Here is a 22,315-nt window from a genome sequence, read left to right as displayed (position 1 = left end):
AGCTTCAGTCAAGATTGAAAAGCTAGTGTGCAATCAAGAGATGAAGAGGGATTAATGCATGGCGATCAACCCGCCGTCAGATTTGGTGATGGATGTAGCGCGTGCCGCTGATCCACAAGCCTATCGCGTGGCATCAGAGCGCCTGAAATCTATGACGGCCGGTTCGGAAGTTGCGTTTAACAATGTAATTAATGGCTCATCCGATGGGAGCTTCTCAAGCATCTCTGAGAGTCTTTCCTCTGGCGTGACTATGGGCGCGCAGCAACAGAACCCGGCAAGCTCGGCCTATCGGAAGTTTGAAGCTTTCATGCTGCAATCCTTTGTCCAGTCGATGTTTACAAGCGATACATCTGCCACTTTTGGCAAGGGTATTGCTGGTGAGTATTGGAAGTCGATGATGTCGGAGGCCATGGCAAATAAGATGGCGGATACGGGCGGGGTTGGCATCGCACGTATTCTCGAAGATCAGGCACAACGCAAATTACAGGCTGATAATTCAGCGACGCTGGCATTGAATGGCGTCATGAACGATCTGGGAAGTGGAATAAGCGAAAATTCCGTATCGAAAGACATCGTTCATGGATTTGAACGCCAGCTCATACAGCAACAACTTGAAAATAACGACGGCAAGGACAGTGCGGCCATCTGAAACTGCGCATGATCACTATTTGCCGATAAAAGACTGAGGAACCCGACAATGACCGATAGCTCCGAAATTAGCCAGCCAGAACAGGAGATAACCGTTATGCCTTCAGTGCATGACGCTGAGCAGGAGGCTGCACTGAAGCCGGTAGTACGGGCAATCCGACACCTTGAGGATGTGATTGATAGCGAGACCCGGCTTTTGCTTGAAGGCGGAAATCCTGATCTTGCCGAAATTAACGCTCGTAAAAGCCGCGGCCTTTACGATTTCAACAAGGCCATGACCAAAGCCTCGGATGTTGCCGGCCCGACGATGATGAAGGGGCTGCAACCATTGCTTGATAGCCTCAAGCAGAAGCTGGAAAAGAATTGTGAAGCGCTGCAACTTCATTTGCGCGCGGTAGGTGAGCTTGCTGATCTTATTCGTGGAGCGCTTGAAACACAGGATGCCGATGGCACCTATAGCAGGCAAAGTGCAAGGCTTGGTCACGCTCGATGATCCGTATTATCGCCATTGGCCTCTGGATATGTGCGGTTGCTTTCGGCTCGCTGTATTTTTCTTTTCAGAAGGGCATGCTGCCGTCTGATGAAGTGGCAACATCTCCGGCTGGCTTTGGTGGTCTTGATTATGTGAAGACTGACGTGATGAGTGTGCCGATCATCGCCAATGGTTCGGTCGCGGGCTATATTGTTACACAGCTTGTTTATACGCTGGATTCAAATATCCGTAAGAAACTGACGGTGCCGCTTGAGCTTTTTATAAGCGATGAAATTTTCCGCAAGTTCTATGGCAGTTATTCGGATACGAAAGAGGTCGAGAAAGTCAGCTTTGAAGATGTTCGCGCATCAATTATTACCGACATTAACTCGCGGTTTCCCGAGCCGGTAATCCAGGATCTTCTGGTTGAACAATTTAATTATATTTCTGCTGCTGAGATTCGCGCGATGAATATGCGCGGCGGTGCAGCCACTTCAGGACAGCAGGCATCGGCAAAACCGGAAGCGTCCGCTCATAGCGAGTAGTATTTACCCGCAAGCTGGCTGAGGCGCTCATCATCGAGTGGTATTACCGTGGCATCAGAGATTAATTGCACGCCAATTTCCCGGCTTGCACGCCAGACGACTTGCGCCAACAAAGCCCGCCCATAGAAATCATCAAACAGCCAAAAGCGCTCTGGCAGGTTTGGCACGTCAGCCGTGCTTAAACGCGCACCATGCGGCGCAATATCCCTGAACTGGCATTCAATGATGAAGCGCCCTTCAAGACTGACAATCTTGCCTGATCTTAAACGTGTTTGTTGGCGTTCTTCTTTGCGTCGTTCATTTGGCGGCTTTTTACGTACCATATGAAATCACCTCCCCTTTCCGGAAACAGCTTTATAGCAGCTTTCGCTTATTCAAGCGTTACCGAGGTGGCAGCGCACGGCTTTCTTTGTAATTATGACTAATTTTGCAAAAGTGATCAGAGCATCTTTCTTCTGGTTTAACCAAATTTGCTCCGAGAGCTGCTTCAAAGTGCTACGGATTCCAGGCTCGCCATGCTGGGGTGTAAACACGTGGCGGGATGCTTTTTTGGGTAAAAAGCGTAAACCTGTTTAATGCTAAGTTTTGTTGTGGGAGGATTTTATGGTTGAGACGGCAAATTTCGGGAGAGGTGCCATTGCCCTTGTGACCGGAGGTGGGACTGGGGTTGGCCGCGCCATTGCGAAAGCCCTGGGCTCACAAGGCTATCAGGTCGTGATTTCAGGTCGACGCCTAGATGTCTTGGAGCGTGCGGCGAGAGAAATGTCTGCGAATGACGGTGGAAGCTTTCATGCATATGCCGCAGACGTAAGCGATCCGATCGCCGTGCGGAAACTGTTCGATTTTATTGAAGACAAATTTGGCCGTCTGGATTTGCTCGTTAACAATGCCGGCGTGTTCGTGCGTGGTGTACCACTTGAAGAGTTAAGTGTTGACGAGTGGAATACAATCGTTGGTGCAAATCTGACCGGCGCATTTTTATGCACTCAACAAGCGTTTCGTATCATGAAAGCGCAAGTCCCGCGTGGTGGTCGTATTATTAACAATGGCTCGATTTCTGCAACGACCCCGCGTCCCAACTCCGCTCCTTACACAGCAACCAAACATGCGATCACCGGCCTTACCAAATCGACTGCGCTTGATGGACGTGATTTCGATATTGCTTGCGGCCAGATTGATATTGGTAATGCGGCGAGTGACATGACGCAGACAATTGCTACAGGCGTTATACAGGCCAATGGAAGCCTGGCTTCTGAGCCAACAATTGATCCGGTGCATGTGGCAGATGCTGTCGTTTACATGGCCAGCCTGCCATTGAACGCGAATGTGCTGACGATGACTGTCATGGCAACGAAGATGCCGTTTGTTGGGCGAGGGTGACTTCTATCTGGGGCCTTGCAGCAATGCGCGTGCAACGCCTTCATTTGTAACCAGACGATTGACATAACCACCGCGCAGAATGGCCCGGATGATAGGAATTTTATTGAGCCCGCCGGACACAAGAATTGAGGCGGGCTTTAGCTTTAGCTTATCCGGTGGCAGCGCAATGATGGATTCATTGAGAAAGTGGTCGATAGGCTTGCCCTGAGCATCGAGGAAGTATCCAAGAAATTCACCCACAGCTCCCAGTTTCAGAACGGCGTCGAGATTATCTTTCACCACTCGAATATGTGTGAGCGACGTCTCAGAGTTGAGCGGCCCGCACGATACAAGTCCGATATCGGCGATTTCAGTTCGCGCGAGCACATCTGTCAATTCGTCACTCAACAGGATTGCTTCGCGGCTTTCTTTATTGGCGCAATAAATGGGAGCGGTCAGATAGTGGCATTCAACGCCCAAAGCACGTGCAAATGCTGTCGCAACCTCAAATGTATTGGTTGATGAACCGCTGGTAACACCGCCGGTCAAACCCACGACCCAGCTTTCAGGCTTTGGGCGCGCACGCAGACTGCGAACGGCAAAGCTCAATGTCCGCCCCGATGCGATGCCCACACCCATGTCGCGGCCTGCGATCAGCTCGCTCGTCATGGTCCCGGCAGCTTCGCCTATCACGCGTTTTTGCTCAAGATAATCGTCCAGATCAGGGACAACGACTGCATCAGCAAGGCCATATCGGGAGGTAACTTTTTGTGCGAGCTCAATGCAATCAACCAGAGGCAGACTCACATTGACATGCACTTGCCCTGACTCTCGGACCTGTCCGATAATCTTGTTGACCTTCAGGCGCGTTATATCGAGCTGTTGGGCAATTTCCTGTTGGGTCTGACCGCCGATGAAATAAAGCCAGGCAACGCGTGCGCGTTCCAGACTTTCATCGACAGATGCCCAATTCTCGTTCATTTACGGGTCCTTAGCTATAGATTGCTTGGTAGGAACTTTGGCAGGAAGATTACTATCACTCAACTCTTTTCACGAAATGGCATCATGCTGCAATGGCCTTTGGGGTAAATTCAAAGCCAAATGCTTATCGTGCCTTTGCATGAAGCGCATTTATGTCTGGGTCTGCTTCCTCTGGTAATGTAGAAAGAAAACTGCACGTATTACGATTAAACTTGATTTTTATATTCATATTAAATATTGGGAGCGCCGGGGGCTGCTTTTAGTAACGAGCAAAGTTATGCGCTTTAAGAACAGTCAGAGAATTTCATTGACACGCTTTGTTGAAAGCGACCTGTTTTGGGTCGCCTATGCGCTGGCATTTGCTCTCATAATCACGATCGGCAATCTCTGCGTTTTTTGAAGTCATTCGCTGGCTGTTTGTTGCGCAGAGACAAGTAATTTGTCGATACGGCGTCCATCCAGATCAACGACTTCGAAAACCCAGCCATTTTTTATGAACATTTCGCCAACTTCGGGAAGGTGCTTAAACTCTTCAAGAGCGAGGCCTGCCACCGTGCTATATTCGGTGTCTTCCTCCACCTCGAAGTTCATAAATGCAGAAAACTCGTCGATAGGCATCCAGCCCGATACGAGATATGATCCGTCAGCGCGGCGAACTATTGCCTTTTCTTCAAAGTGATCTTCCTGCATAGCACCGATAATGGCTTCCATCACATCGCCTGCAGTGATTACACCTTCGAAATGACCATATTCATCATAGACCAGAACCATATGTGTTGGGGTGCCGCGGATGGCTTCAACCACATCCAGCGCGTCAGAAAAGTCTGAAACGACGGGTACGTCTTTCACGATTTCTCGAATACTGACGCCGCCTTTTAACGAAAGCTGATTGAAGAAATCCCGCGCCTGCAACACACCAATGATCTCATCGGAATTTTCGCCGCGCACCGGCAAGCGTGAGCGGCTGCTCTGCTGCAATTGATCCCGAATTTCCTCCAAACTGTCATCAATGTCGATCATTTCGACATCAAGACGCGGGGTCATTAATCCGCGCGCTGTACGGTCTGCGAGCCGCATGACACCGGCGATCATCCGGGATTCTTCAGTCTCAATAACGCCAGTACTATGTGCTTCTGCCAGCAGAGATTTGATTTCTTCGTCGGTAACGCCATCGCTGGCTTTTCCGGACTGTCCGAGCAGTTTTAGGACAAGACGACCAGATGTATCCAATAGCCATACCAGCGGTGCTGCTATTTTAGACAGCATCTTCATTGTTGGTGCGACGCGGCTCGCGATGACTTCTGGTTCGCGCAGGGCAATTTGTTTTGGAACCAGCTCGCCGATAATCAGCGACAAATATGTAATTACGACAACCACTGAACCCACGCCAAGCGCATCGGCGAATGTTGGAGAAACGCCCTGACTGAGTAGCCAGCCGGTCAGACGTGCGCCAAGTGTTGCGCCGGAAAATGCGCCCGAAAGAACGCCAACCAGTGTAATTCCGATCTGAACGGTTGATAGAAACCGGCCAGGGTTTTCAGAGAGTTCAATTGCAATATTGGCGCCTGCGCTGCCTTTATCGGCCAAAACACGCAATCGCGCCGGACGAGATGAAACAACTGCGAGTTCTGACATCGCCAGGACACCGTTGAGGACAGTCAGCAGTATCACTGTAATGATTTCAAATAACAAAGTCGTCCCCAGAGCGTTACGTGTGAAGCACTATGATAGAAACTAACGCGGTTTCTTTCCAGAGGCGACGGAATAGAATTTATTCGATGGCCTACACGGCATCGGCTTTTGGCATGCGTGGCAGGCTTGCCAGCAATTTCTGCGTATAGGCATGTTGAGGATTGGCAAGAATATCGCGCGTATTGCCCTGCTCAACGATCTTGCCCTTTTCAAGCACAATCAACTGTTCGCACAGCAAAGCCACCAGCGCAATATCATGCGAAACGACCACGAAGGTGGTTCGTTCTGACAATGCCCGCATGAGATCGATGATACGTGCCCGTGTGGTAAGATCGAGTGCGCTCACCACTTCATCGGCAATAATCAGATCGGGATTGGCGACAATCGCACGCGCAATCGCGATACGCTGACGCTGACCACCGGAAAACTCGTGCGGGTAGCGTGTGGCCGCATCTTCTGGCAGATCGACGGCAGCCAGTGCCTGCGCGACAGCCTGCGCAATATCCGTTTCGATTTTGAGCGAGCGCAACGGTTCAGCGATAATGTTAAAGACCTTCTGGCGCGGATCAAGCGACGAATAGGGATCCTGAAAAACCGCCTGAACAGACCGGCGAAAACCGCGCATAAAGCTACGGTCTTTGATGTTGAGTTTTTGGCCGCGAAAGTTAACATCGCCGGATGTTGCGGCCTGCAACCCCAGCAACAGTTTAAGCATGGTCGTCTTGCCAGAGCCGGATTCACCCACAATGCCAAGGTTGCTGCCGCTCTCAAGCGTGAGATCGATGTCGTGTAGCACAGCCTTGCTGCCGCTATAGGCAAAAGATACGTTTGAAAGTTCGATGAGGCTCATCGTGCCACCTCCAATGCAGCGTCGAAGGCACGCGCGGCAGCAACCAGCCCTTTTGTATAATCCTCGGATGGGTGAGCAAAGATTTCACCAACCGGGCCTTGCTCGATCAGTTCCCCATGTCTGAGCACGAGTGCGCGTTCGGCAATGCTTGCAACGACCGGCAGATCATGGCTGATGAACAAGAGCCCCATGCCTTCATCGCGAACAAGTTGCTCTAAGAGCTTCAGAATTTCCGCCTGCGTTGTCACATCAAGCGCAGTTGTTGGCTCATCCGCGATCAGCAGTTTTGGTCGACAGGCGAGCGCCATAGCAATTGCTGCGCGCTGGCGCTGGCCGCCCGAAATTTCATGTGGCCATGCCCGGGCAATGCGGGTCGGTTCTGGCAGGGAAACGCGTTCGAGAAGCCCAATAACGTCTCTCTCAAGCTCCGCTTTGTTAAGCTTGAGGCCATCGCGTGATGCACGGCGCTGGACCACTTCCGACACCTGTTTGCCGATGCGCATCAGTGGATCGAGCGCGGTCATCGGTTCCTGAAAGACGGCGGCAACGCTTCGTCCGCGCAGCGGAACAAGTTCCCGGTCCCGTGCGCCTATAATCTGATGATCATCCAATGTGATTGAGCCACTCGCTCTCATTCCATCTGCGAGCAGTCCCATGACGGCCAGTGCGGTCAGTGATTTACCGGAGCCTGATTCACCGATCAGCCCTACGCGTTCGCCTTGTGCGACCGAAAAGGATACTCCAGAAACGAGCGCGCGGTCTGCTGTCTCAATGCTAAGGTTTTCAACGTTCAGCAGTGGCTTCATCGTTGCCTCCTCCGCGTTGGATCGGCGACATCGCGCAAGCCATCGGCAAAAAGATTAAGCCCGATGACAAGCGAAACCAGTGCCAGTCCCGGCGCAATAGCACCAAAAGGTGCGGTATAAACGGAAGCCTGCGCTTCCTGCAAAAGCCGCCCCCATGAGGCATTGGGCGGCGGCGCGCCTAGGCCAAGATAGGAAAGCGAGGCTTCGGCGATAACGGCCAGACCAAACAAAAGTGCAAAATTCACAATCAGGGTTGGCCAGATATTCGGCAACACATGAATGCGGACGACACCCAGCCATGACGTGCCGGAAATGCGGGAAGCCGTGACATAATCCATCGCCAGAACGCGCTTGGCGAGAATACGCGTCAGTCGCGCGACAATCGCCGCACCTGCAATACCGATTGCGAGAATGCCTGTTGATAGGCTGGCGCCATCGCTTGAAGCGACGATCAGCATAGCGAGCAGTAATGTCGGAAAAGCGATCAGAATATCGAGTGTCGCTGCGAGCATATCATCGAGTGTTTGCGTGGCAAAAGCCGCCAGGACGCCAAGTGTTACGCCAATCACAGCGCTGATTGCAACAGCGCCGAGCCCGACAATCAGCGCAATACGTGAGCCAATCATGATTTGTGTCATCAGATCGCGACCAAGGCGGTCCGTTCCTGCCCAGTGCGCCCACGAAGGGGCTGCCAATCGCCCGCCAACCATGTCGCCGACACCATAAGGCGTCCAGAACAGCGTTATAAGAGCAACAATCACATGAATGCTGACGAGTATGCCACCGATAACAAAGGGCCACGGCCAACGGACATGTTGTTTGATTTGCATACTCATGCGCGGCCTCCGCTTGCACGACTGCGCAATCGTGGGTCGATCAGGCGTTGGGCAAGGTCAGCCGCAAAGCCAACGAGTAGAACGAGTAAAGTAGAGACAAACAAAACGCCCTGCACATTGGGGTAATCACGCTGTTCAATGCCCAAAAGCAGCATCGAACCAAGGCCCGGTAGCGAGAAAACACGTTCCACCACCACAGCGCCCAGAAGTGTCGAGGCGAGTTCAATACCAAGGATCGAAATCACAGGAACCGCACCATTGCGGATGCCGTGACGGATCAAGGCTTCCGAAAAACTCGAGCCAAGCGCGCGTGCCGTGCGCAGGTAATCGCTGCCCAAAACGTCCTGCGTTGCCGAACGAACATAGCGGATGAGCGATGCCGACATGACAATCGCAATGGTTATGACAGGCAATGTCAGCGCTTGAAATGCAGCAGGTGCGGATTGCCATCCACGTGATGGAAAACCGCCCGATGGAAAAATGCGCAGTTTCACTGCAAAGACCCAGACCAGCAGAATGCCGATCCAGAAAACTGGTACAGCAATGCCAAGCTGCGAAACAACGGAAATGATCGAGCCATACCAGCTTTTCTGACGCACAACCGATAAGATGCCGAGCGGGACCGCAATGATGATTGCCAGCACGAAAGCCATCAGTGTCAGTGGCAGTGTTACGATCAGGCGTTTGCCAATTTCGGTCAGAACAGGTGCGCCGCTGACAAAGGAATTACCAAGATCAAAACGCACAAGCGAACCGATAAATTGCGTGAACTGCTGATAAAGCGGCAGATCGGAACCGACCTGTTTGCGGGCTGCTTCAATCTGTGCCGCATCAGCACCGACCGAGACAAGCGCATTCGCTGGATCGCCGGGCAACAGGCGCAACAGCAAAAACAGAACGATAGCTGCAATGAATACCGAAACGATCAGAATGGCCGAACGGCGCAGGATATAGGCAAGAATGGCGATTACCTCTCAGGCACGAGGGAGCAGTTTTTGGCCACTCAGAATGCGATAACGCCGCCGGAAAATAATTCAGGCGGCGCTCTGTGTCGAGTATCAGTTCTCGATTATGGACAGCTGATTATTCAGCGGCCTTTGTAATATCATAGGCAAAGAACTGCGAATTCAAACCATTGACCGGATAGCCACTGACTGACTTTTTAGAAACCACGATCTGTGGATAGAGATAGAACCAGTTGCTGGCTGCATCTTCTGAAATGATCTTGTTGGCTTCGGTCAGCTTCGCTGTCTGTTCGTCAGTCGTGGTGCTGGCTTCGGCTTCCTTAATGAGATCAACGACCTTCGGGTTGTTATAGCCCCAGTAGAAATCCGGATTGCCATAGAACACGATATCGCGGTGGTTCACATGCTCCTGCAAGGTTGCCTGAAAATCATGCGCCTTATAGACCTTTGTGTACCATTCATTGGCCGTGATCACATTGATATTGACCTTCACGCCAATCTTGGCCAGTTCGCTCTGGATAAATTGCGCAGCAATTGGGTGCGGGTCATAGTTCGGCGTATCAATGGTGAAGGTAAAGCCATCGGGATAGCCAGCTTCCTTCAAAAGCTCTTTCGCGCTTTCAGGATTATAGGCATCCACACCCGTCAGATCGACATACCAAGGGTCTGTTGGCGGAACGAACGAGCCGATCAGAGTACCATAATCGCCCCAGACGGCGTTTAGCAGCTTCTTGTCGTCAATCGCACGCGCCAGTGCTTTGCGAACCTTCACATTGTCGAAGGGCGCAATGCGGTCGTTATAGGCGAGTAGCAGCTTGGTCGTGGACTTGCCTTCGCTGACTGTAAAATCCGGATTATCCTTGAACTGAGCCAGTGAATCCGGGCTTTGAACCGAAGTGATAATGTCTACCGAACCCGTCAGAAGTGCATTGTTGAGCGCACTTGCGTCGGTGAAATACTGAAAGACAACTTCTTCGTTCTTTGGCTTTGAACCCCAATAGTCATCAAAACGCTTGATCGCCAGCGATGAACCGCGACGCCAATCTTCCAGCGCATAAGGTCCGGTGCCGTCTTCCTTCGATTGCAGATCGCTTGCTTCGTCATTCACAACCCAGACATAGCTGAGATTGTAAGGCAGCGAAATTGAGCGCGATGAAAGTTTGACGACGACAGTTTCATCGTCTGGCGTTTCAATCGCAGTGATCGTTTTCAGGCTGTTCTTGCGTGGGCTTTTGGATTCAGGCGCTGCAACACGCTCAATGGAGAACTTGACATCCTTCGAAGTCAGTGGCGCGCCAGAGTGGAATTTCACACCCGGCTGAAGCTTGAACGTATAGGTCAGGCCGTCATCGCTGACCGTGTAATCCTTTGAGAGAACAGGCTCGACCGTGCCATTATCGTCCAGACGGAACAGTGCTTCATAGACGTTGCCATTGAAAGCTTCATTGATGCCCTGACCAGCACCAGCGGTATTGTCCAGGTTCTGCGGCTCGTAAAGCGATCCGATATTGATCGTCGCGTCAGGGTTGCTTTTCTGCGCATGCGCTGGCGAGAACGCGCCAAATGCAAGCGCAACGCCCAGCGCTGTCATCGGACCCCAGTTGCGCAACTTCATTTTGCGATTGCGAATATTCAAACCGCTCATTTTATTCTCCTGCTTCGAGGTCGCTATAAAGCCCTCAGTTGATACAGGTTATACAGCGACCGCTGGAACAACGATAAGCGGCGCAGTCAGATCATAAGAGGATTCTTTAGAAGATTATTCTATAATATGCAAAATTGGTAGACGATTTGTGCTTCACGATAGCTTGATAGCCATGGAACTGCAAAAATTGCGTGATCACGCAGCTTCGTTCTATATAAGCGATAGCAAACCAAGGGCCTGTGCAGCTTGATTGCAACAAGCCCACTTCATGCGTCGAGAGAATATGATGAGCCAGATTGATCGTGCCAGAGCACAGTCTCTTCTTGAAACAGAAGGGCTCGATGCACTCGCGCTGTTTCAGCCGGAAAATTTCCGCTATGCGACGGGCGCTGTTGCCGGTGTGGCGACGATGTGGGGGCGAGCCGGTTCGGCAATTGCGCTGGTGCCAGCTCATGAAAAGGCAAAGCTTGCAGCGGTTATCAGCGATCATGCTTATGCCGGTGCGGCGCATCTGAGCGACACGATTGATTTTCGCACTCATCGCATCTGGATCGATATGGTGAGTGTCAGAAATGCAAAGAGCGTTGAAGACATCAATGCGGCTTATAAGCGGGAAAGCAATGTCGGCCCGCGCGCTGAGACATTTGATCGGGATGCAGCATTCAGGCTGTTAGGCGACCTGCTGGCAGAGCGTGGACTTTCCAAAGCAAAGATCGGTGTTGATCTGGAGTTCATGCCTGCAGCTGATTTTGTAGCTCTCAAAAAAGCGCTGCCGTTGGTCGACTGGCAGGATGCTTCCATTCTTGTGAAACGCCTGCGTCTCATCAAAAATGCCCGTGAAATTGGATATCTGCACAATGCAGCGCGTTATGCAGAAAGCGGTTTGGAAAACATGCTGAAAACAGCCCGACGCGGTTTAAGCATCACTGCACTTTCAGCCTCTTGGCTGGAAGGCGCTACACAGGCTGCAAGCGCTAATGGTCAGGGGCTTTCCGGGCATTGGGCTTATATTTCGACCGGCCCTGATCTTCAGGACATGAAGGCCGAGCTTAAAAACGGCGATCTCGTCAAAGCAGATGTTGGCACCTTGATAAACGGCTATTCGTCAGATGGTGCGCGCACTTATGTCTGTGGCACGCCCGATCCACTGACGCTTGAAATCTACAAAGCATTGCAGGAAAGTTTTGCGGTGGGTGAAGCGCTGCTGAAGCCCGGTACACGCTTTTGCGATATTCACGTGGCCATGCTTGGAACGATGCGAAAGCGTGGCTTCAGCGAATATTATCGCGGCCATTTTGGCCATTCGGTAGGGGCGGCCGTTGGCATTGAAGAATGGCCGTTTATCTCTGCCAGCAATGAAATGCTGATTGAACCCAATATGGTGCTAGCGCTTGAAACCCCGTTCTATGCCAATGGGCTTGGCGCGCTGATGATTGAAGAACAGTTTCTGATCACTGAAAACGGTGCTGAAAGCATGAACAAGCTCTCAAGAGAGCTTGTTCAGATCGGCTAGATCTTCGACGCACAACCGCTATGCACTTTTGCAGGAAATGCTTTAAATCCCTGCGCCGCGCAGAAGATGAAGCGGAGACTTCCGCTTCTTTGGCTGGTCCGGCTCCTGAAAACGCAGCGAGCGTGCAAGTGCGCTGAGAAGGTCCGTCTGTGATATAAGACCCTGCACGACGTTGTCCCTATCCGTTACAATAATCGCATGTGCGCGACCATCGGTCAGTTGCGGGACGAGGCCAACCACCTGATCGTCTGGCGAAGCTGTCAGCGCTTCAACCATGATAGAGCGGGCATCAGACGCCGTGTTTTGCAACTCGCGCAATCCGACTGTGCCTTTCAGTTTCCCGGCTTCATCAATCACCGGCAGCGTGCGAATATTGTGATCCAGCAGAAGCGCACGCGCTTTTTCCGGCGTGTCGCTTTCTGTGATCGAGATTACGTCACGCGACATAATATCTTTGGCCCGCGATTTGCCTTGGGTCCGCACCAGCGCTTGTAATTCGACTTGCCGTAGCAAACGATCGAGATCCGACGGGTCAATATCGAATGTCTCATCAATTGATGCGAGCGCTTTGCTCACATCGTCTGAATTAAAGCCGACACGCAATGAGGCGGGCAGATCGCTGGTCTTATGCGTATTCACAGGTGCAGCCGCTGGAACATGCGGATATTTGCGGCGAGTGAGCTTGTGAAACGCAATGCCAAGTATAACCAGCATAGCCGAGTTTAAGCCAACAGGTATCAAGGCGAATTGATAGCCGAGGTCGGTAACAGTAGGGCCGCCAATAATTGCAGTGAGCGCTGCCGCACCACCAGGCGGATGCAGACAACGGCCAAACGACATGGCCGCAATGGCGAGTCCCACGCCCAGGCCAATCGCCAACACATGATTATCCACGAACTGTACAACGGTGATGCCGACCAGAGCCGAAATAACATTGCCGCCGATGATTGACCATGGTTGCGCCAATGGGCTGGCAGGCACTGCAAAAAGCAATACGGCCGACGCACCAATCGGGGCCACAATAATCGGCAAAGCAATTGACTTTCCCAGAATGGCTGCAGTGATGAAACCTGTAAGGCAAATGCCGATCAAGGCACCGAAGCAGGCGATCATACGATCACGTAAATTCGCGCCAGCCAAAATGGGTATGAACAGACGAAACCGGCTAAACACCGTCAGTTCCTTTTCAATGCTGCAAAATTTAAGGATTTTGCATTGTGCCGATTGAGATAAACGGAATCGGCTGTGATGTCGCGCATACTTATATCGCCGTTTATGCAAATGCGAGAATTCTATTCTGCCTGTTGTATAAGCTATATCAAAAATGAAAACATCGGCTTCGTGTCTGCGAAGCCGGTGTTTAAATGTGTTTCAAAGTATCAGACCTTTCCGGCCTTTTTCTTCAGTGACTTGCCGTGATTTGCAATCCAGTCCATCGCGGCCAGAAGTACGCCCGAGACGACAAAAACCAGATGGATCACAACCATCCATTTGATGTGATCGGCTGAATATTTTGCCACATCCATGAACACTTTAAGAAGATGGATACCGGAAATTGCAACGATAGAGGCAACCAGCTTGAGCTTGAGTGCCGAGAAATCCACTTCGCCTTGCCAGTCAGGACGATCCTTGTGATCTGCAAGATCCATGCGGCTGACAAAGTTCTCATAGCCTGCAAAAATCACGATCATCAGAAGATTGGCGGCAAGGCTGAGATCGATAAGTGCCAGCACTCCAAGAACGGCGTCGTTGACCGTCATGGTTGGGATCATCCAGGCAAGGTGCCAGAGTTCAACCATGAAAACCCAGACCAGAATGACCAGCGCTAAAGCCAGCCCTATATACATAGGCGCCATCAGCCAGCGGCTGGCAAAGAGACTGCGCTCAATCAAACGTTCCATAAATGCTCCTGAATTGGCAATAGAATGAGAACTCGATAATGAGTTTCAGCCAGCAAATGGGAATAGCCCGGACAAATTGCGAGTGCAATTTAACGTAAATATCCGATATTCTGCCACTTAGCCATTTACGAGTGACAGCACGAGCTGTTCGACATTGCCGCCCGAACCCATCTCCACGCGGTCAAAATCACGACCCTGCTGACGTTGAACAGCAACCAGTGCATTGATACGATCAATCAACTCGCGCCGCATCTTCTGACATTTTGGATCGTTGGGAATGGAAAGCCCCACCGTGGTACGCACGATCTCGCGCGTCATGTCCTTAGCAGTTTCGCCATGAACAAGCTCATGCTTGTAGATACCTTCATAAAACTGCTCCCAATTTTCCTTCACCGGAGAAGATAATTTCTGCGATGGCTTGGGAAGCGTGTAGGTGATTTTCAGTTTCGGCTTTGCCGAAACAATCGTACAGCCATTGTTGGAATTGTCGAATTTGCGATCCCATGTCAGCACATAGGTCGTGTGTGCAATAACCCGCGCGATTCCAATGCGTGGCCCTTTCTGGCCAATGGATTGGTAAAGCTCTGGTCCCGTGCGGCCGCTAATCGCATAAGGCTTTATAATTTCGACGGCTTTCCAGTCGTCCTCCGCCTGCGCCTGACCTGATATCAGAACACCGAAAACAATTCCAAACACAGCTATGCGCACGAGAACTCCAAGCCCAACCAGTAAAATCACTGCGCGCACGCTACAGTATCAGAGCGCGTGGCAGAAGCCCTTTGATGCCCGCAAAACTTCGAAATAAATTTTCTGATAAGGCGGAATTAAAGGAATGATTGACTATATCTTCGTATTTTCGTAGATATGAAGTTATGAGTAAAACCGACCCAATCGACCCCGGCGTAAAAACCCACCTCGCGGCCGACAAGGCAAGTGAATTCCTAAAATCAATCGCCAACAATCACCGGCTTATGATTCTTTGCCGGTTGCACGGAGGTGAGAAGTCTGTGGGACAGCTTGCTGAGTTAATTGGCCTGCGGGATTCGACTGTCTCACAACATCTGTCTCTGATGCGACGTGAGGGCATTGTTGCCGGACGACGTGACGGCCAGACAATCTGGTATCGCGTTGAAAGCGACATCGCGCAGCAGGTAATGGCGGTGATTTGCAAACATTTTCAGATGCCAGCAAACGGCTAGTTGGTGACTGAACGCAACTGCTTAAGTGACTATGAAGAAGTACAGACCATGACTGACCGAACCATCGCCAGACGCAATATTTTCGTGCTGACCGCAGCACAAGCTCTGGGCGCTGCAAGCCCACCGATCATTATTTCGCTGGGCGGACTGGTCGGCCAACAGCTTTCTTCCGATCCGGCGCTGGTCACACTTCCCGTCAGCCTGTTCAGCCTTGGCCTAGCGCTTGGCACATTACCCGCCGCTTTCATCATGCGCGCATTTGGACGCCGCAACGGCTATCTGCTCGGCGCGTGTTTTGGTATCTCGTCGGGCCTTGTGGCAGCGCTCGGCATCTTCACAAGCTCGTTCCTCATTTTCTGCCTCGGAACCTTCATCGCGGGCTTTTATGCGTCCTACGTGCAAAGCTATCGCTTTGCCGCAACCGATGCTGCAACAGGTGCGCTGAAAGCGCGTGCCATCTCGTGGGTCATGGTGGGTGGGCTGATAGCGGCGATTATCGGGCCACAGCTTGTCATCTGGACGCGGGATGCGCTGCCAGAAACGCCCTATGTCGGCAGCTTTATCAGCCAGGCAGCACTCGCGCTGCTGGTTATCCCGGTTTTGATGCTATTTCGCTCGCCAAAGGCTGCAAAAGTCACGACTACGGGAAACAAGGGCCGTCCATTGAAGCAAATATTGCGAAGCCCGCGCTATATATTGGCAGTTGCTGCGGGTGTCGTTTCCTATGGTCTGATGACCTTTGTGATGACTGCGGCTCCCGTTGCAATGGTCGACCATGGTCACTCGATTGATCATGCAGCTTTGGGCATTCAATGGCATGTGCTGGCAATGTTTGCGCCGAGCTTTTTCACCGGCCTGCTGATTACTCGCTTTGGCAAAGAGCGTGTGACCGCCATTGGCCTTTTCATCATCGCACTTTCTGCAATCGTTGCCTTATCAGGGCTTGATCTCACGCATTTCTGGATTTCGCTGATCCTGCTTGGTATTGGCTGGAACTTTGGCTTCATCGGTGCAACGGCTATGGTTGCTGATTGCCATACGCCAGAAGAGCGCGGCAAGGCACAGGGTGCAAACGACTTCCTCGTTTTCGGAACCGTTGCCTGCGCCTCTTTCTTTGCCGGATCCCTGCTGCATTCATCCGGCTGGCAGACAATCAACTGGCTGATTTTCCCGGCGGTTGCATTCATTCTGGTTCCGCTGGTCTGGCAATCTGCACGAAAGCAAAGAGCGAAAATCGCAGCATAACAAAAAGCCCGCCCTGATTACTCAGGGCGGGCTTTTCTTTCAATCAGCAACAAATCTTACTGTTCGATTGTGCGGTTCCAGCGGCTGTTAAGCTGCTGACGACCTTCGTTCACTGCATCCCAATCCAGCGTATTAGCTGTCTTCATGTAACCATTGAATGCATCAAGCTTAGCCTGTGATTCTGGCGTACCAGCCTTTGCTTTCAAGTTCGACGGGATCACGTTGCCATGATCAAGCGCCTTGCTCTGCGCATCAGCCGAAAGCAGGTAATGAGCAAGCTTCTGGCTGAGTTCTGGTTCGTTGTTGCCAGCGAGAACACATTCGGTCACTGCGAGAACAACCGAGCCTTCCTTTGGCTGCGCATATTCAACCGGAATGCCCTTGTCCTTCAGGTTGTTGACGCCAGTTGGTGTCAGCGGGAAGATTGCTGCTTCGCCAGTCTGAACCATTTCCGAAATCTTGGCCGATGATGGAATGAATTCCAAAACATTCTTGCCAATGGTGTCCGGGAACTTTTCAAAGCCTGGTTCTAGGTTCTTGTCGTCACCGCCCTGAATGCGGTTGAACATCAGGAATGCATGGAGACCAAAGGTCGAAGCCGAAGCCGACTGAAACACAACAGCCTTGTTGAACTTCTCGTCAGCGAAATCCATCCACGAAGTTGGTGCAGCCCAGCCCTTTTCGTCGAAAAGCTTCTTGTTATACGCAATACCGGTCATGCCCATATCGACGCCGATTGCCATGTCGTCTTTCAGACGCGCTGCTGGCTGAATGTCAGCGAGAACAGGATCATCAGAGATTTTCTGGCAAAGACCAGCATTGATCGCGCGGACCATCACGCCGTCATCAAGCAGCATGACGTGCATCTGAGGGTTGTCCTTCTGCGCGGTTGCCTTTGCGAGAATATCAGCCGAAGTACCCGGTACGACAACAACCTTAACGTTGTTTGCCTTCTCGAATTCCGGCAGAACGTTCTCGGTGTAAGCCTTTTCCATGTTGCCGCCATTCATACCGATATAGAGCGTCTTGGTCTGAGCCGACGCGCCCGATACAAAAGCGACGGACAGGCCGAGTGCCATTGCCGCCATTGCGGTAATACGTTGATTTTTCATGCTTAGTTCCCTTCCATGTTAAGCTTGATGTTCGTTTGAGTGAAGCGATTGATCGAAAAGGCTTCGATCGGTGTTGCTGTTTCACCTTTGGTTGCGAGGTCGCACAGAACTGCGCCGACAGCGGGGCCGGTCTGAAAACCCGCACCATTAAAACCAAAGGCGTGATAAAGATTTTTGACACGACCACTTGGGCCGATCACCGGATTATCATCCGGCATTTCGGCTTCGGTGCCCGACCAGAAGCGAATGACCTGCGCATGTTTGAGATGCGGGAAAAGCTCAATCGCACGCAGCATCACCGATGATGCGGCATTGACCGAAGGCCTTGAGAAATCCGGATTTTCAAGCGGTGTTCCGCGCCCGCCGCCCATCACATAATTGCCACGTGTGACCTGACGACCATAAAAACCGCCGCCCTCTTCGCCAAGGCTCATCGGCAGACGCAGCGGCATCGGCTCCGTCACGACCATAGACGGATAGATGCGCTTGAGCGGTACCGGCTCACCAAAGGATGCGGCGAACTTATCCGACCACGCGCCTGCACAGTTGAAGACCATGCCGGCATTGATCTCAATGCCATCACCGGCCAGCACTGCAAAGCCGTCGCCAGTCGAGCGCACTTCATGCACAGGCGTATTTTCCAGCACTGTTGCTCCATTCGCTTTTGCAGCGCGGGCAAAAGCAGGCGAAACTAGTCGCGGATTAGCATTGCCATCTTCCGCACAAAGCGAAGCACCGGCCACATCACCCGGCAGCCATGGAAAGCGTTCACGCACAGCATTGCCGCCGATGAGTTCCAGTTCCAGCCCAAGCGGCCTCACTTTGGCTGCATAGGCTTCAAGCTTGGCGAATTGCTCAGGCGTCCGCGCCAGTTTCAGATGGCCGCTGCGCATATATTCGCCGTCAATGCCGATCAGTTCGGGCAATCGTCCCCAAAGGTCAAACGAACGTTGGGAGAGCGGAATCTGTTCCGGCTCACGGCCCTGCCTGCGCACGCCGCCATAATTAACGCCACTTGCCTGCGCGCCACAAAAGCCCTTATCCAGCAGGATAACCGAGAGCCCCGCTTTGCGCATGAAAAGCGCTGCCGAACCGCCGACAATGCCGCCGCCGATAATCAGTGCATCAGCTTGAAGGCGTTTTGTCATGGCAACACCTCATGCTGAGCTTTCGTGCCAAAGCCAAGCGGGATCGGCTTGACCGGCGCCTGCGCACGAATACGGCCCGCCTGCGAAGGCGACTTATCCTGCATGGATGCCAGTAATTCTGCCGCCGCCGCACTGCACATGCGGCCCTGACAACGCCCCATACCGACACGGCTTAATGCTTTGAGCCGGTTGATTTCCTGCGTCTTCGCATTGCTAATCACATTGCGCGCTTCGCCAAGACTGATTTCTTCACAACGGCAGAGCGTCACATCCTGATCAACGGTTTCAAACCAGTCACGCGGGAATGGAAATGCCTTTTCGAGAATAAGACGCTGACGATAGATCGCATCAAGCTCGCGATGAAGACGCTGTTCAAGCGCAGCATCTGCCGTGCCACCGAGATCGCGGATCATGGCGATTGCCGCCAGTTTCCCGCGAATTTCGGCTGCATCCGCACCGGCAATTCCGGCGCCATCGCCCGCAACATAAACGCCGCTCTCGCTCGTCCGGCCAAGTGCATCCGCCACCGGCAGCCAAGCGCGATCACGCTCGTTGAAGCCAAAATCACAGCCTGCGAGATCGGAAAGCTGGGTTTCAGGCCGCAGCGCAAAACCATAGGCCAGCGCATCGCATGTAATCTCGCGCTGGCTCCTGCCTGAGCGATAGCGAATGCCTTCGACATGGCCCGCGCCCAGCACTTCATCAGGCCGCACATTATAATGGATCGGCACGCCGCCAAGCTTCAGCCGCAAACCATAATAAGCGCCAAGCGCAACAATGCGCGGTGCATGAAGCGCCAAATGCGCCAGATGAAATTTCGAACTGAACGATGCCGTATCAAGAACCGCCGCAACCTTGGCACCAGCATGATGATATTGCCATGCCACCAGATATAGCAGCGGGCCAGACCCCATGAAAACCACGCGTTCGCCAATGGTGCAGCCCTGAGCTTTCAATGCTGTCTGCGAGGCACCAAGCGTATAGACGCCGGGTTTCGTCCAGCCGGAAAACGGCAGAACGCGGTCGGTCGCACCCGTTGCAAGCAATAAATGGCTATAGGGCAATTGCACATGAGCACCGCCCGACATCAAATCAAGGCGGTTGGTCTCATTGCGCGAAATGTTCCAGACCAGCGTTTCGGGACGGTAATCAATCGCATCGCGCAACTGATCAAAGGTCTGATGCAGCGCTTCGGCCTTATGTGCTTCCGACCCATAACGCGCTTTGTAGCTGCGGCCATCATCAAACGGCGGACGGCGATAAATCTGCCCGCCAGCACGCATGCCTTCATCCAGCACAATCGGACGATGACCGTCTTTGACCAGCATTTCAGCCGCACGAATACCAGCAGGACCAGCGCCCACAATCACCGGATTGAGAACCGTACTCATGCGAGTGGCTCCGTCACAAACGACATGCCTTCTTCAAGCAGCGTCGTGCAGGCGCGCACACGCCCGCCTTCACTGGTCATGACATGGCAATCCTGACATGCGCCGATCAGACAAAAGCCTGCCCGTGGCTCGCCGGTAAATTCGGTATGACGCACTTTGCTCTGCACCGAGAGAATTGCCGTCAGCACCGTATCGCCGCGACGTCCCTGATAAGGGACGCCGTCGAGCAGGAAAGCGACCGGCTGTTCATCCAAACGATAACGTCTGCGGAACTGGGGCGTGAGAGGCGAGGTTGAAACCGCCATGTGTATGCCCCTATCAACCCTTGCCCACGAGGACACGGTCGAGACCAAACAGACGGTCGATAATCACCATGGTCACAGTCGCAACGAGGATCATGAGCGCCGAAACCGCAGCCATCATCGGATCGATGGATTCGCTTGCATACATATACATCCGGACCGGCAGCGTAACGGTGGATGGCGAAGTGACGAAAATCGACATGGTCAGTTCATCAAACGAGTTGATGAAAGCAAGCAACCAACCGCCCGACAATCCCGGCAGAAGCAGCGGCAACGTTACGCGACGGAACACGGTCCATTCGCCAGCACCCAGAGTACGCGCTGCATTTTCCGCATTGCGATCCATACTGCTCAATGACGCCAGAATAAGGCGCAGTGCATAAGGTGTAACAACGATAACGTGGGTTGCGACCAGCCAGCCGAACGAACCCGTAAGACCCATCAGCGAGAAGAGGCGCAGGAACGCAACGCCCAGCACCAGATGCGGGATAATCAGCGGCGACAGAAACAGCGCGTTCAGCGCATCGCGGCCACGGAAATTATACTGCGCAATTGCAAGGCCCGATGGCACTGCAAGCAGTGTCGAAATCGTAGCCGAGAAGATCGCGAGCTTCAGCGAGTTCGAGAACGACGTCATGAAGTCGTTATGCGCAAAGACAGCATAGAACCACCGCAACGAAAAACCGTTCCACGGCATGGTCAGCGTATTTTCAGGCGTGAAAGCCACAAGACAAACCACAACCATTGGTGCCAGCATGAAAATGACGACCAGCGCGTGAAAGAAGAGTGCGAAAGGACCGTTTTTTGTCATAGCGGTTACCCCAGCTTCTTTCTCGCTTGCCCTTCGAGCATGCGATTATAGGCAATCATGATAATGAGATTGGCGACGAGAACGATGATCGCAATGGCAGCACCGAGCGGCCAGTTGAGCTCAATGAGAAACTCGTCATAAACAACCGTTGCAGCCATCTTGAGGCGACGACCACCCAGCAGACCCGGGATTGCAAACGAGCTTGCCGAGAGTGCAAACACGATCAGACTGCCCGACAGAATGCCAAGAACTGCCTGCGGGAACACCACGCGACGAAGAGCTGTGAAGCGCGATGCACCAAGGGTCAGGGCTGCCGCTTCAACCGTTGGATCAAGCTTTTGCAACACGGTCCAGACCGGGATCACCATGAATGGCAGCATGATATGCACAAGGCCGATCACGATTGCCGTTTCAGTATAAAGAATTTGTTGGGCGGGCAGACCGACAAATTCCAGCACGCTGTTCACAAGCCCGTTGCGGCCTAAAAGCATGCTCCAGCCGAAGGTACGTACAACGACCGAAACCAGAAGCGGGCCAATGATGACCAGCAGGAAAATCGAGCGCCATGGCGCACGCATATTCGACAGAATATAGGCTTCAGGCACGCCGATAATGACGGCAATCACCGTGGTAATCAGCGCAAGGCGCAAGGTGCGCCAGAAGATGTTCAGGTAATAAGGGTCCTGAAGCACTTGGGTATAATTGGAGATCGTATAGACGGCCTCAATGCCCTTGTCATAGCTGTAGCTGTTGAACGACAGCATGACGGTGAGTGCCAGCGGCAGCAGCACCAGCGCAAAAAACATCAGAGTGGATGGGCCTGTCAGAAAGACCGGCATCCAATTGCGCCGCTCTTTCGTTTCCCCTGAACCTGTTTGTGAAACGGCACTCATG

24 protein-coding genes are annotated in these 22,315 nt (G+C 52.6%); 7 read left to right on the top strand and 17 right to left on the bottom strand.

Features of this window, described 5'->3' with window-relative positions; translation table 11 throughout:
* Window positions 1–58 precede the first annotated feature (58 nt).
* From J2782_RS14070 to J2782_RS14060, 3 genes are all read left to right on the top strand, one after another.
* Window positions 59–649 (top strand): rod-binding protein, encoded by a 591-nt coding sequence (locus tag J2782_RS14070; RefSeq protein WP_310013592.1) that lies wholly within the window; start codon window positions 59–61, stop codon window positions 647–649.
* A 96-nt stretch (window positions 650–745) separates the two neighbouring features.
* The gene (locus J2782_RS14065; RefSeq protein WP_404989649.1) at window positions 746–1,141 is read left to right on the top strand and encodes a flagellar protein FlgN; all 396 of its coding nucleotides are present in this window, start codon (window positions 746–748) and stop codon (window positions 1,139–1,141) included.
* The gene (locus tag J2782_RS14060) at window positions 1,138–1,665 is read left to right on the top strand and encodes a hypothetical protein (RefSeq protein ID WP_310013588.1); all 528 of its coding nucleotides are present in this window, start codon (window positions 1,138–1,140) and stop codon (window positions 1,663–1,665) included. Before J2782_RS14065 ends, J2782_RS14060 begins: the two co-directional genes overlap by 4 nt.
* Here the strand turns inward: J2782_RS14060 and J2782_RS14055 are convergent.
* The gene (locus J2782_RS14055; RefSeq protein WP_310013586.1) at window positions 1,653–1,988 is read right to left on the bottom strand and encodes a PilZ domain-containing protein; all 336 of its coding nucleotides are present in this window, start codon (window positions 1,986–1,988) and stop codon (window positions 1,653–1,655) included. The genes J2782_RS14060 and J2782_RS14055 overlap by 13 nt on opposite strands.
* Window positions 1,989–2,268: 280 nt before the next feature.
* Here J2782_RS14055 and J2782_RS14050 point away from each other — a divergent pair, with 280 nt between their 5' ends.
* Window positions 2,269–3,045: an SDR family oxidoreductase gene (locus J2782_RS14050; RefSeq protein ID WP_310013584.1), complete on the top strand. Its 777-nt coding sequence runs from the start codon at window positions 2,269–2,271 to the stop codon at window positions 3,043–3,045.
* Between the two features lie 3 nt (window positions 3,046–3,048).
* Here the strand turns inward: J2782_RS14050 and J2782_RS14045 are convergent, their stop codons facing one another.
* The 7 genes from J2782_RS14045 to J2782_RS14015 all read right to left on the bottom strand — a co-directional run bounded on the left by J2782_RS14045 (window position 3,049) and on the right by J2782_RS14015 (window position 10,799).
* Window positions 3,049–4,005, bottom strand: a complete 957-nt coding sequence (locus J2782_RS14045; RefSeq protein WP_310013582.1) for a sugar-binding transcriptional regulator — start codon at window positions 4,003–4,005, stop codon at window positions 3,049–3,051.
* Window positions 4,006–4,407: 402 nt separating this feature from the next.
* Window positions 4,408–5,697, bottom strand: a complete 1,290-nt coding sequence (locus J2782_RS14040) for a hemolysin family protein (RefSeq protein ID WP_310013581.1) — start codon at window positions 5,695–5,697, stop codon at window positions 4,408–4,410.
* A gap of 91 nt (window positions 5,698–5,788) precedes the next feature.
* The gene (locus J2782_RS14035) at window positions 5,789–6,547 is read right to left on the bottom strand and encodes an ABC transporter ATP-binding protein (protein ID WP_310013578.1); all 759 of its coding nucleotides are present in this window, start codon (window positions 6,545–6,547) and stop codon (window positions 5,789–5,791) included.
* Window positions 6,544–7,353, bottom strand: coding sequence for an ABC transporter ATP-binding protein (locus J2782_RS14030; RefSeq protein WP_310013575.1), 810 nt, complete (start codon window positions 7,351–7,353; stop codon window positions 6,544–6,546). The genes J2782_RS14035 and J2782_RS14030 overlap by 4 nt, the downstream gene beginning before the upstream one ends.
* Window positions 7,350–8,189, bottom strand: a complete 840-nt coding sequence (locus J2782_RS14025) for an ABC transporter permease (protein ID WP_310013573.1) — start codon at window positions 8,187–8,189, stop codon at window positions 7,350–7,352. Before J2782_RS14025 ends, J2782_RS14030 begins: the two co-directional genes overlap by 4 nt.
* The gene (locus J2782_RS14020; protein WP_310013896.1) at window positions 8,186–9,136 is read right to left on the bottom strand and encodes an ABC transporter permease; all 951 of its coding nucleotides are present in this window, start codon (window positions 9,134–9,136) and stop codon (window positions 8,186–8,188) included. The genes J2782_RS14025 and J2782_RS14020 overlap by 4 nt, the downstream gene beginning before the upstream one ends.
* A gap of 136 nt (window positions 9,137–9,272) precedes the next feature.
* Window positions 9,273–10,799 (bottom strand): ABC transporter substrate-binding protein, encoded by a 1,527-nt coding sequence (locus J2782_RS14015; RefSeq protein ID WP_310013571.1) that lies wholly within the window; start codon window positions 10,797–10,799, stop codon window positions 9,273–9,275.
* Between the two features lie 286 nt (window positions 10,800–11,085).
* Here J2782_RS14015 and J2782_RS14010 point away from each other — a divergent pair, with 286 nt between their 5' ends.
* Window positions 11,086–12,312 (top strand): M24 family metallopeptidase, encoded by a 1,227-nt coding sequence (locus J2782_RS14010; protein WP_310013892.1) that lies wholly within the window; start codon window positions 11,086–11,088, stop codon window positions 12,310–12,312.
* A gap of 42 nt (window positions 12,313–12,354) precedes the next feature.
* On the opposite strand, the gene J2782_RS14005 is transcribed toward J2782_RS14010, so the two are convergent.
* From J2782_RS14005 to J2782_RS13995, 3 genes are all read right to left on the bottom strand, one after another.
* Window positions 12,355–13,485: an HPP family protein gene (locus tag J2782_RS14005; RefSeq protein WP_473087870.1), complete on the bottom strand. Its 1,131-nt coding sequence runs from the start codon at window positions 13,483–13,485 to the stop codon at window positions 12,355–12,357.
* Between the two features lie 206 nt (window positions 13,486–13,691).
* Complete coding sequence (locus tag J2782_RS14000; protein WP_310013570.1) at window positions 13,692–14,213, bottom strand: TIGR00645 family protein; 522 nt, start codon at window positions 14,211–14,213, stop codon at window positions 13,692–13,694.
* Between the two features lie 117 nt (window positions 14,214–14,330).
* Window positions 14,331–14,915 carry a DUF922 domain-containing Zn-dependent protease gene (locus tag J2782_RS13995; RefSeq protein ID WP_310013888.1) on the bottom strand — a complete coding sequence of 195 codons (585 nt, stop codon included), beginning with the start codon at window positions 14,913–14,915 and terminating at the stop codon, window positions 14,331–14,333.
* 170 nt (window positions 14,916–15,085) lie between these two features.
* On the opposite strand from J2782_RS13995, the gene J2782_RS13990 reads away from it, so the two are divergent.
* Both J2782_RS13990 and J2782_RS13985 read left to right on the top strand, forming a co-directional pair.
* The gene (locus tag J2782_RS13990; RefSeq protein ID WP_310013569.1) at window positions 15,086–15,412 is read left to right on the top strand and encodes an ArsR/SmtB family transcription factor; all 327 of its coding nucleotides are present in this window, start codon (window positions 15,086–15,088) and stop codon (window positions 15,410–15,412) included.
* Window positions 15,413–15,460: 48 nt separating this feature from the next.
* Window positions 15,461–16,657 carry an MFS transporter gene (locus J2782_RS13985; RefSeq protein WP_310013567.1) on the top strand — a complete coding sequence of 399 codons (1,197 nt, stop codon included), beginning with the start codon at window positions 15,461–15,463 and terminating at the stop codon, window positions 16,655–16,657.
* Window positions 16,658–16,713: 56 nt separating this feature from the next.
* On the opposite strand, the gene J2782_RS13980 is transcribed toward J2782_RS13985, so the two are convergent.
* From J2782_RS13980 to J2782_RS13955, 6 genes are read right to left on the bottom strand one after another with little or no spacing between them, the layout of a single operon-like run.
* A complete protein-coding gene (locus J2782_RS13980) occupies window positions 16,714–17,769 on the bottom strand; it encodes an ABC transporter substrate-binding protein (protein WP_310013565.1) in 1,056 nt (351 codons plus the stop codon).
* Window positions 17,770–17,771: 2 nt separating this feature from the next.
* Window positions 17,772–18,917, bottom strand: a complete 1,146-nt coding sequence (locus J2782_RS13975) for an NAD(P)/FAD-dependent oxidoreductase (RefSeq protein WP_310013564.1) — start codon at window positions 18,915–18,917, stop codon at window positions 17,772–17,774.
* Window positions 18,914–20,308 carry an FAD/NAD(P)-dependent oxidoreductase gene (locus J2782_RS13970; RefSeq protein ID WP_310013562.1) on the bottom strand — a complete coding sequence of 465 codons (1,395 nt, stop codon included), beginning with the start codon at window positions 20,306–20,308 and terminating at the stop codon, window positions 18,914–18,916. Before J2782_RS13970 ends, J2782_RS13975 begins: the two co-directional genes overlap by 4 nt.
* A complete protein-coding gene (locus J2782_RS13965) occupies window positions 20,305–20,613 on the bottom strand; it encodes a (2Fe-2S)-binding protein (RefSeq protein ID WP_310013559.1) in 309 nt (102 codons plus the stop codon). The genes J2782_RS13970 and J2782_RS13965 overlap by 4 nt, the downstream gene beginning before the upstream one ends.
* A gap of 13 nt (window positions 20,614–20,626) precedes the next feature.
* Window positions 20,627–21,421 (bottom strand): ABC transporter permease, encoded by a 795-nt coding sequence (locus J2782_RS13960; RefSeq protein WP_250042555.1) that lies wholly within the window; start codon window positions 21,419–21,421, stop codon window positions 20,627–20,629.
* A 5-nt stretch (window positions 21,422–21,426) separates the two neighbouring features.
* On the bottom strand, window positions 21,427–22,314 hold the full coding sequence (locus tag J2782_RS13955) for an ABC transporter permease (protein WP_310013558.1): 888 nt from the start codon (window positions 22,312–22,314) through the stop codon (window positions 21,427–21,429).
* Window position 22,315: the final 1 nt, after the last annotated feature.

The sequence above is a fragment of the Brucella pseudogrignonensis genome, assembly GCF_031454375.1.
GTDB lineage: Bacteria > Pseudomonadota > Alphaproteobacteria > Rhizobiales > Rhizobiaceae > Brucella > Brucella pseudogrignonensis_A.
The sequence above is the reverse complement of the archived record's forward strand: the minus strand, read 5'-3'. Positions and strand labels throughout refer to the sequence as shown.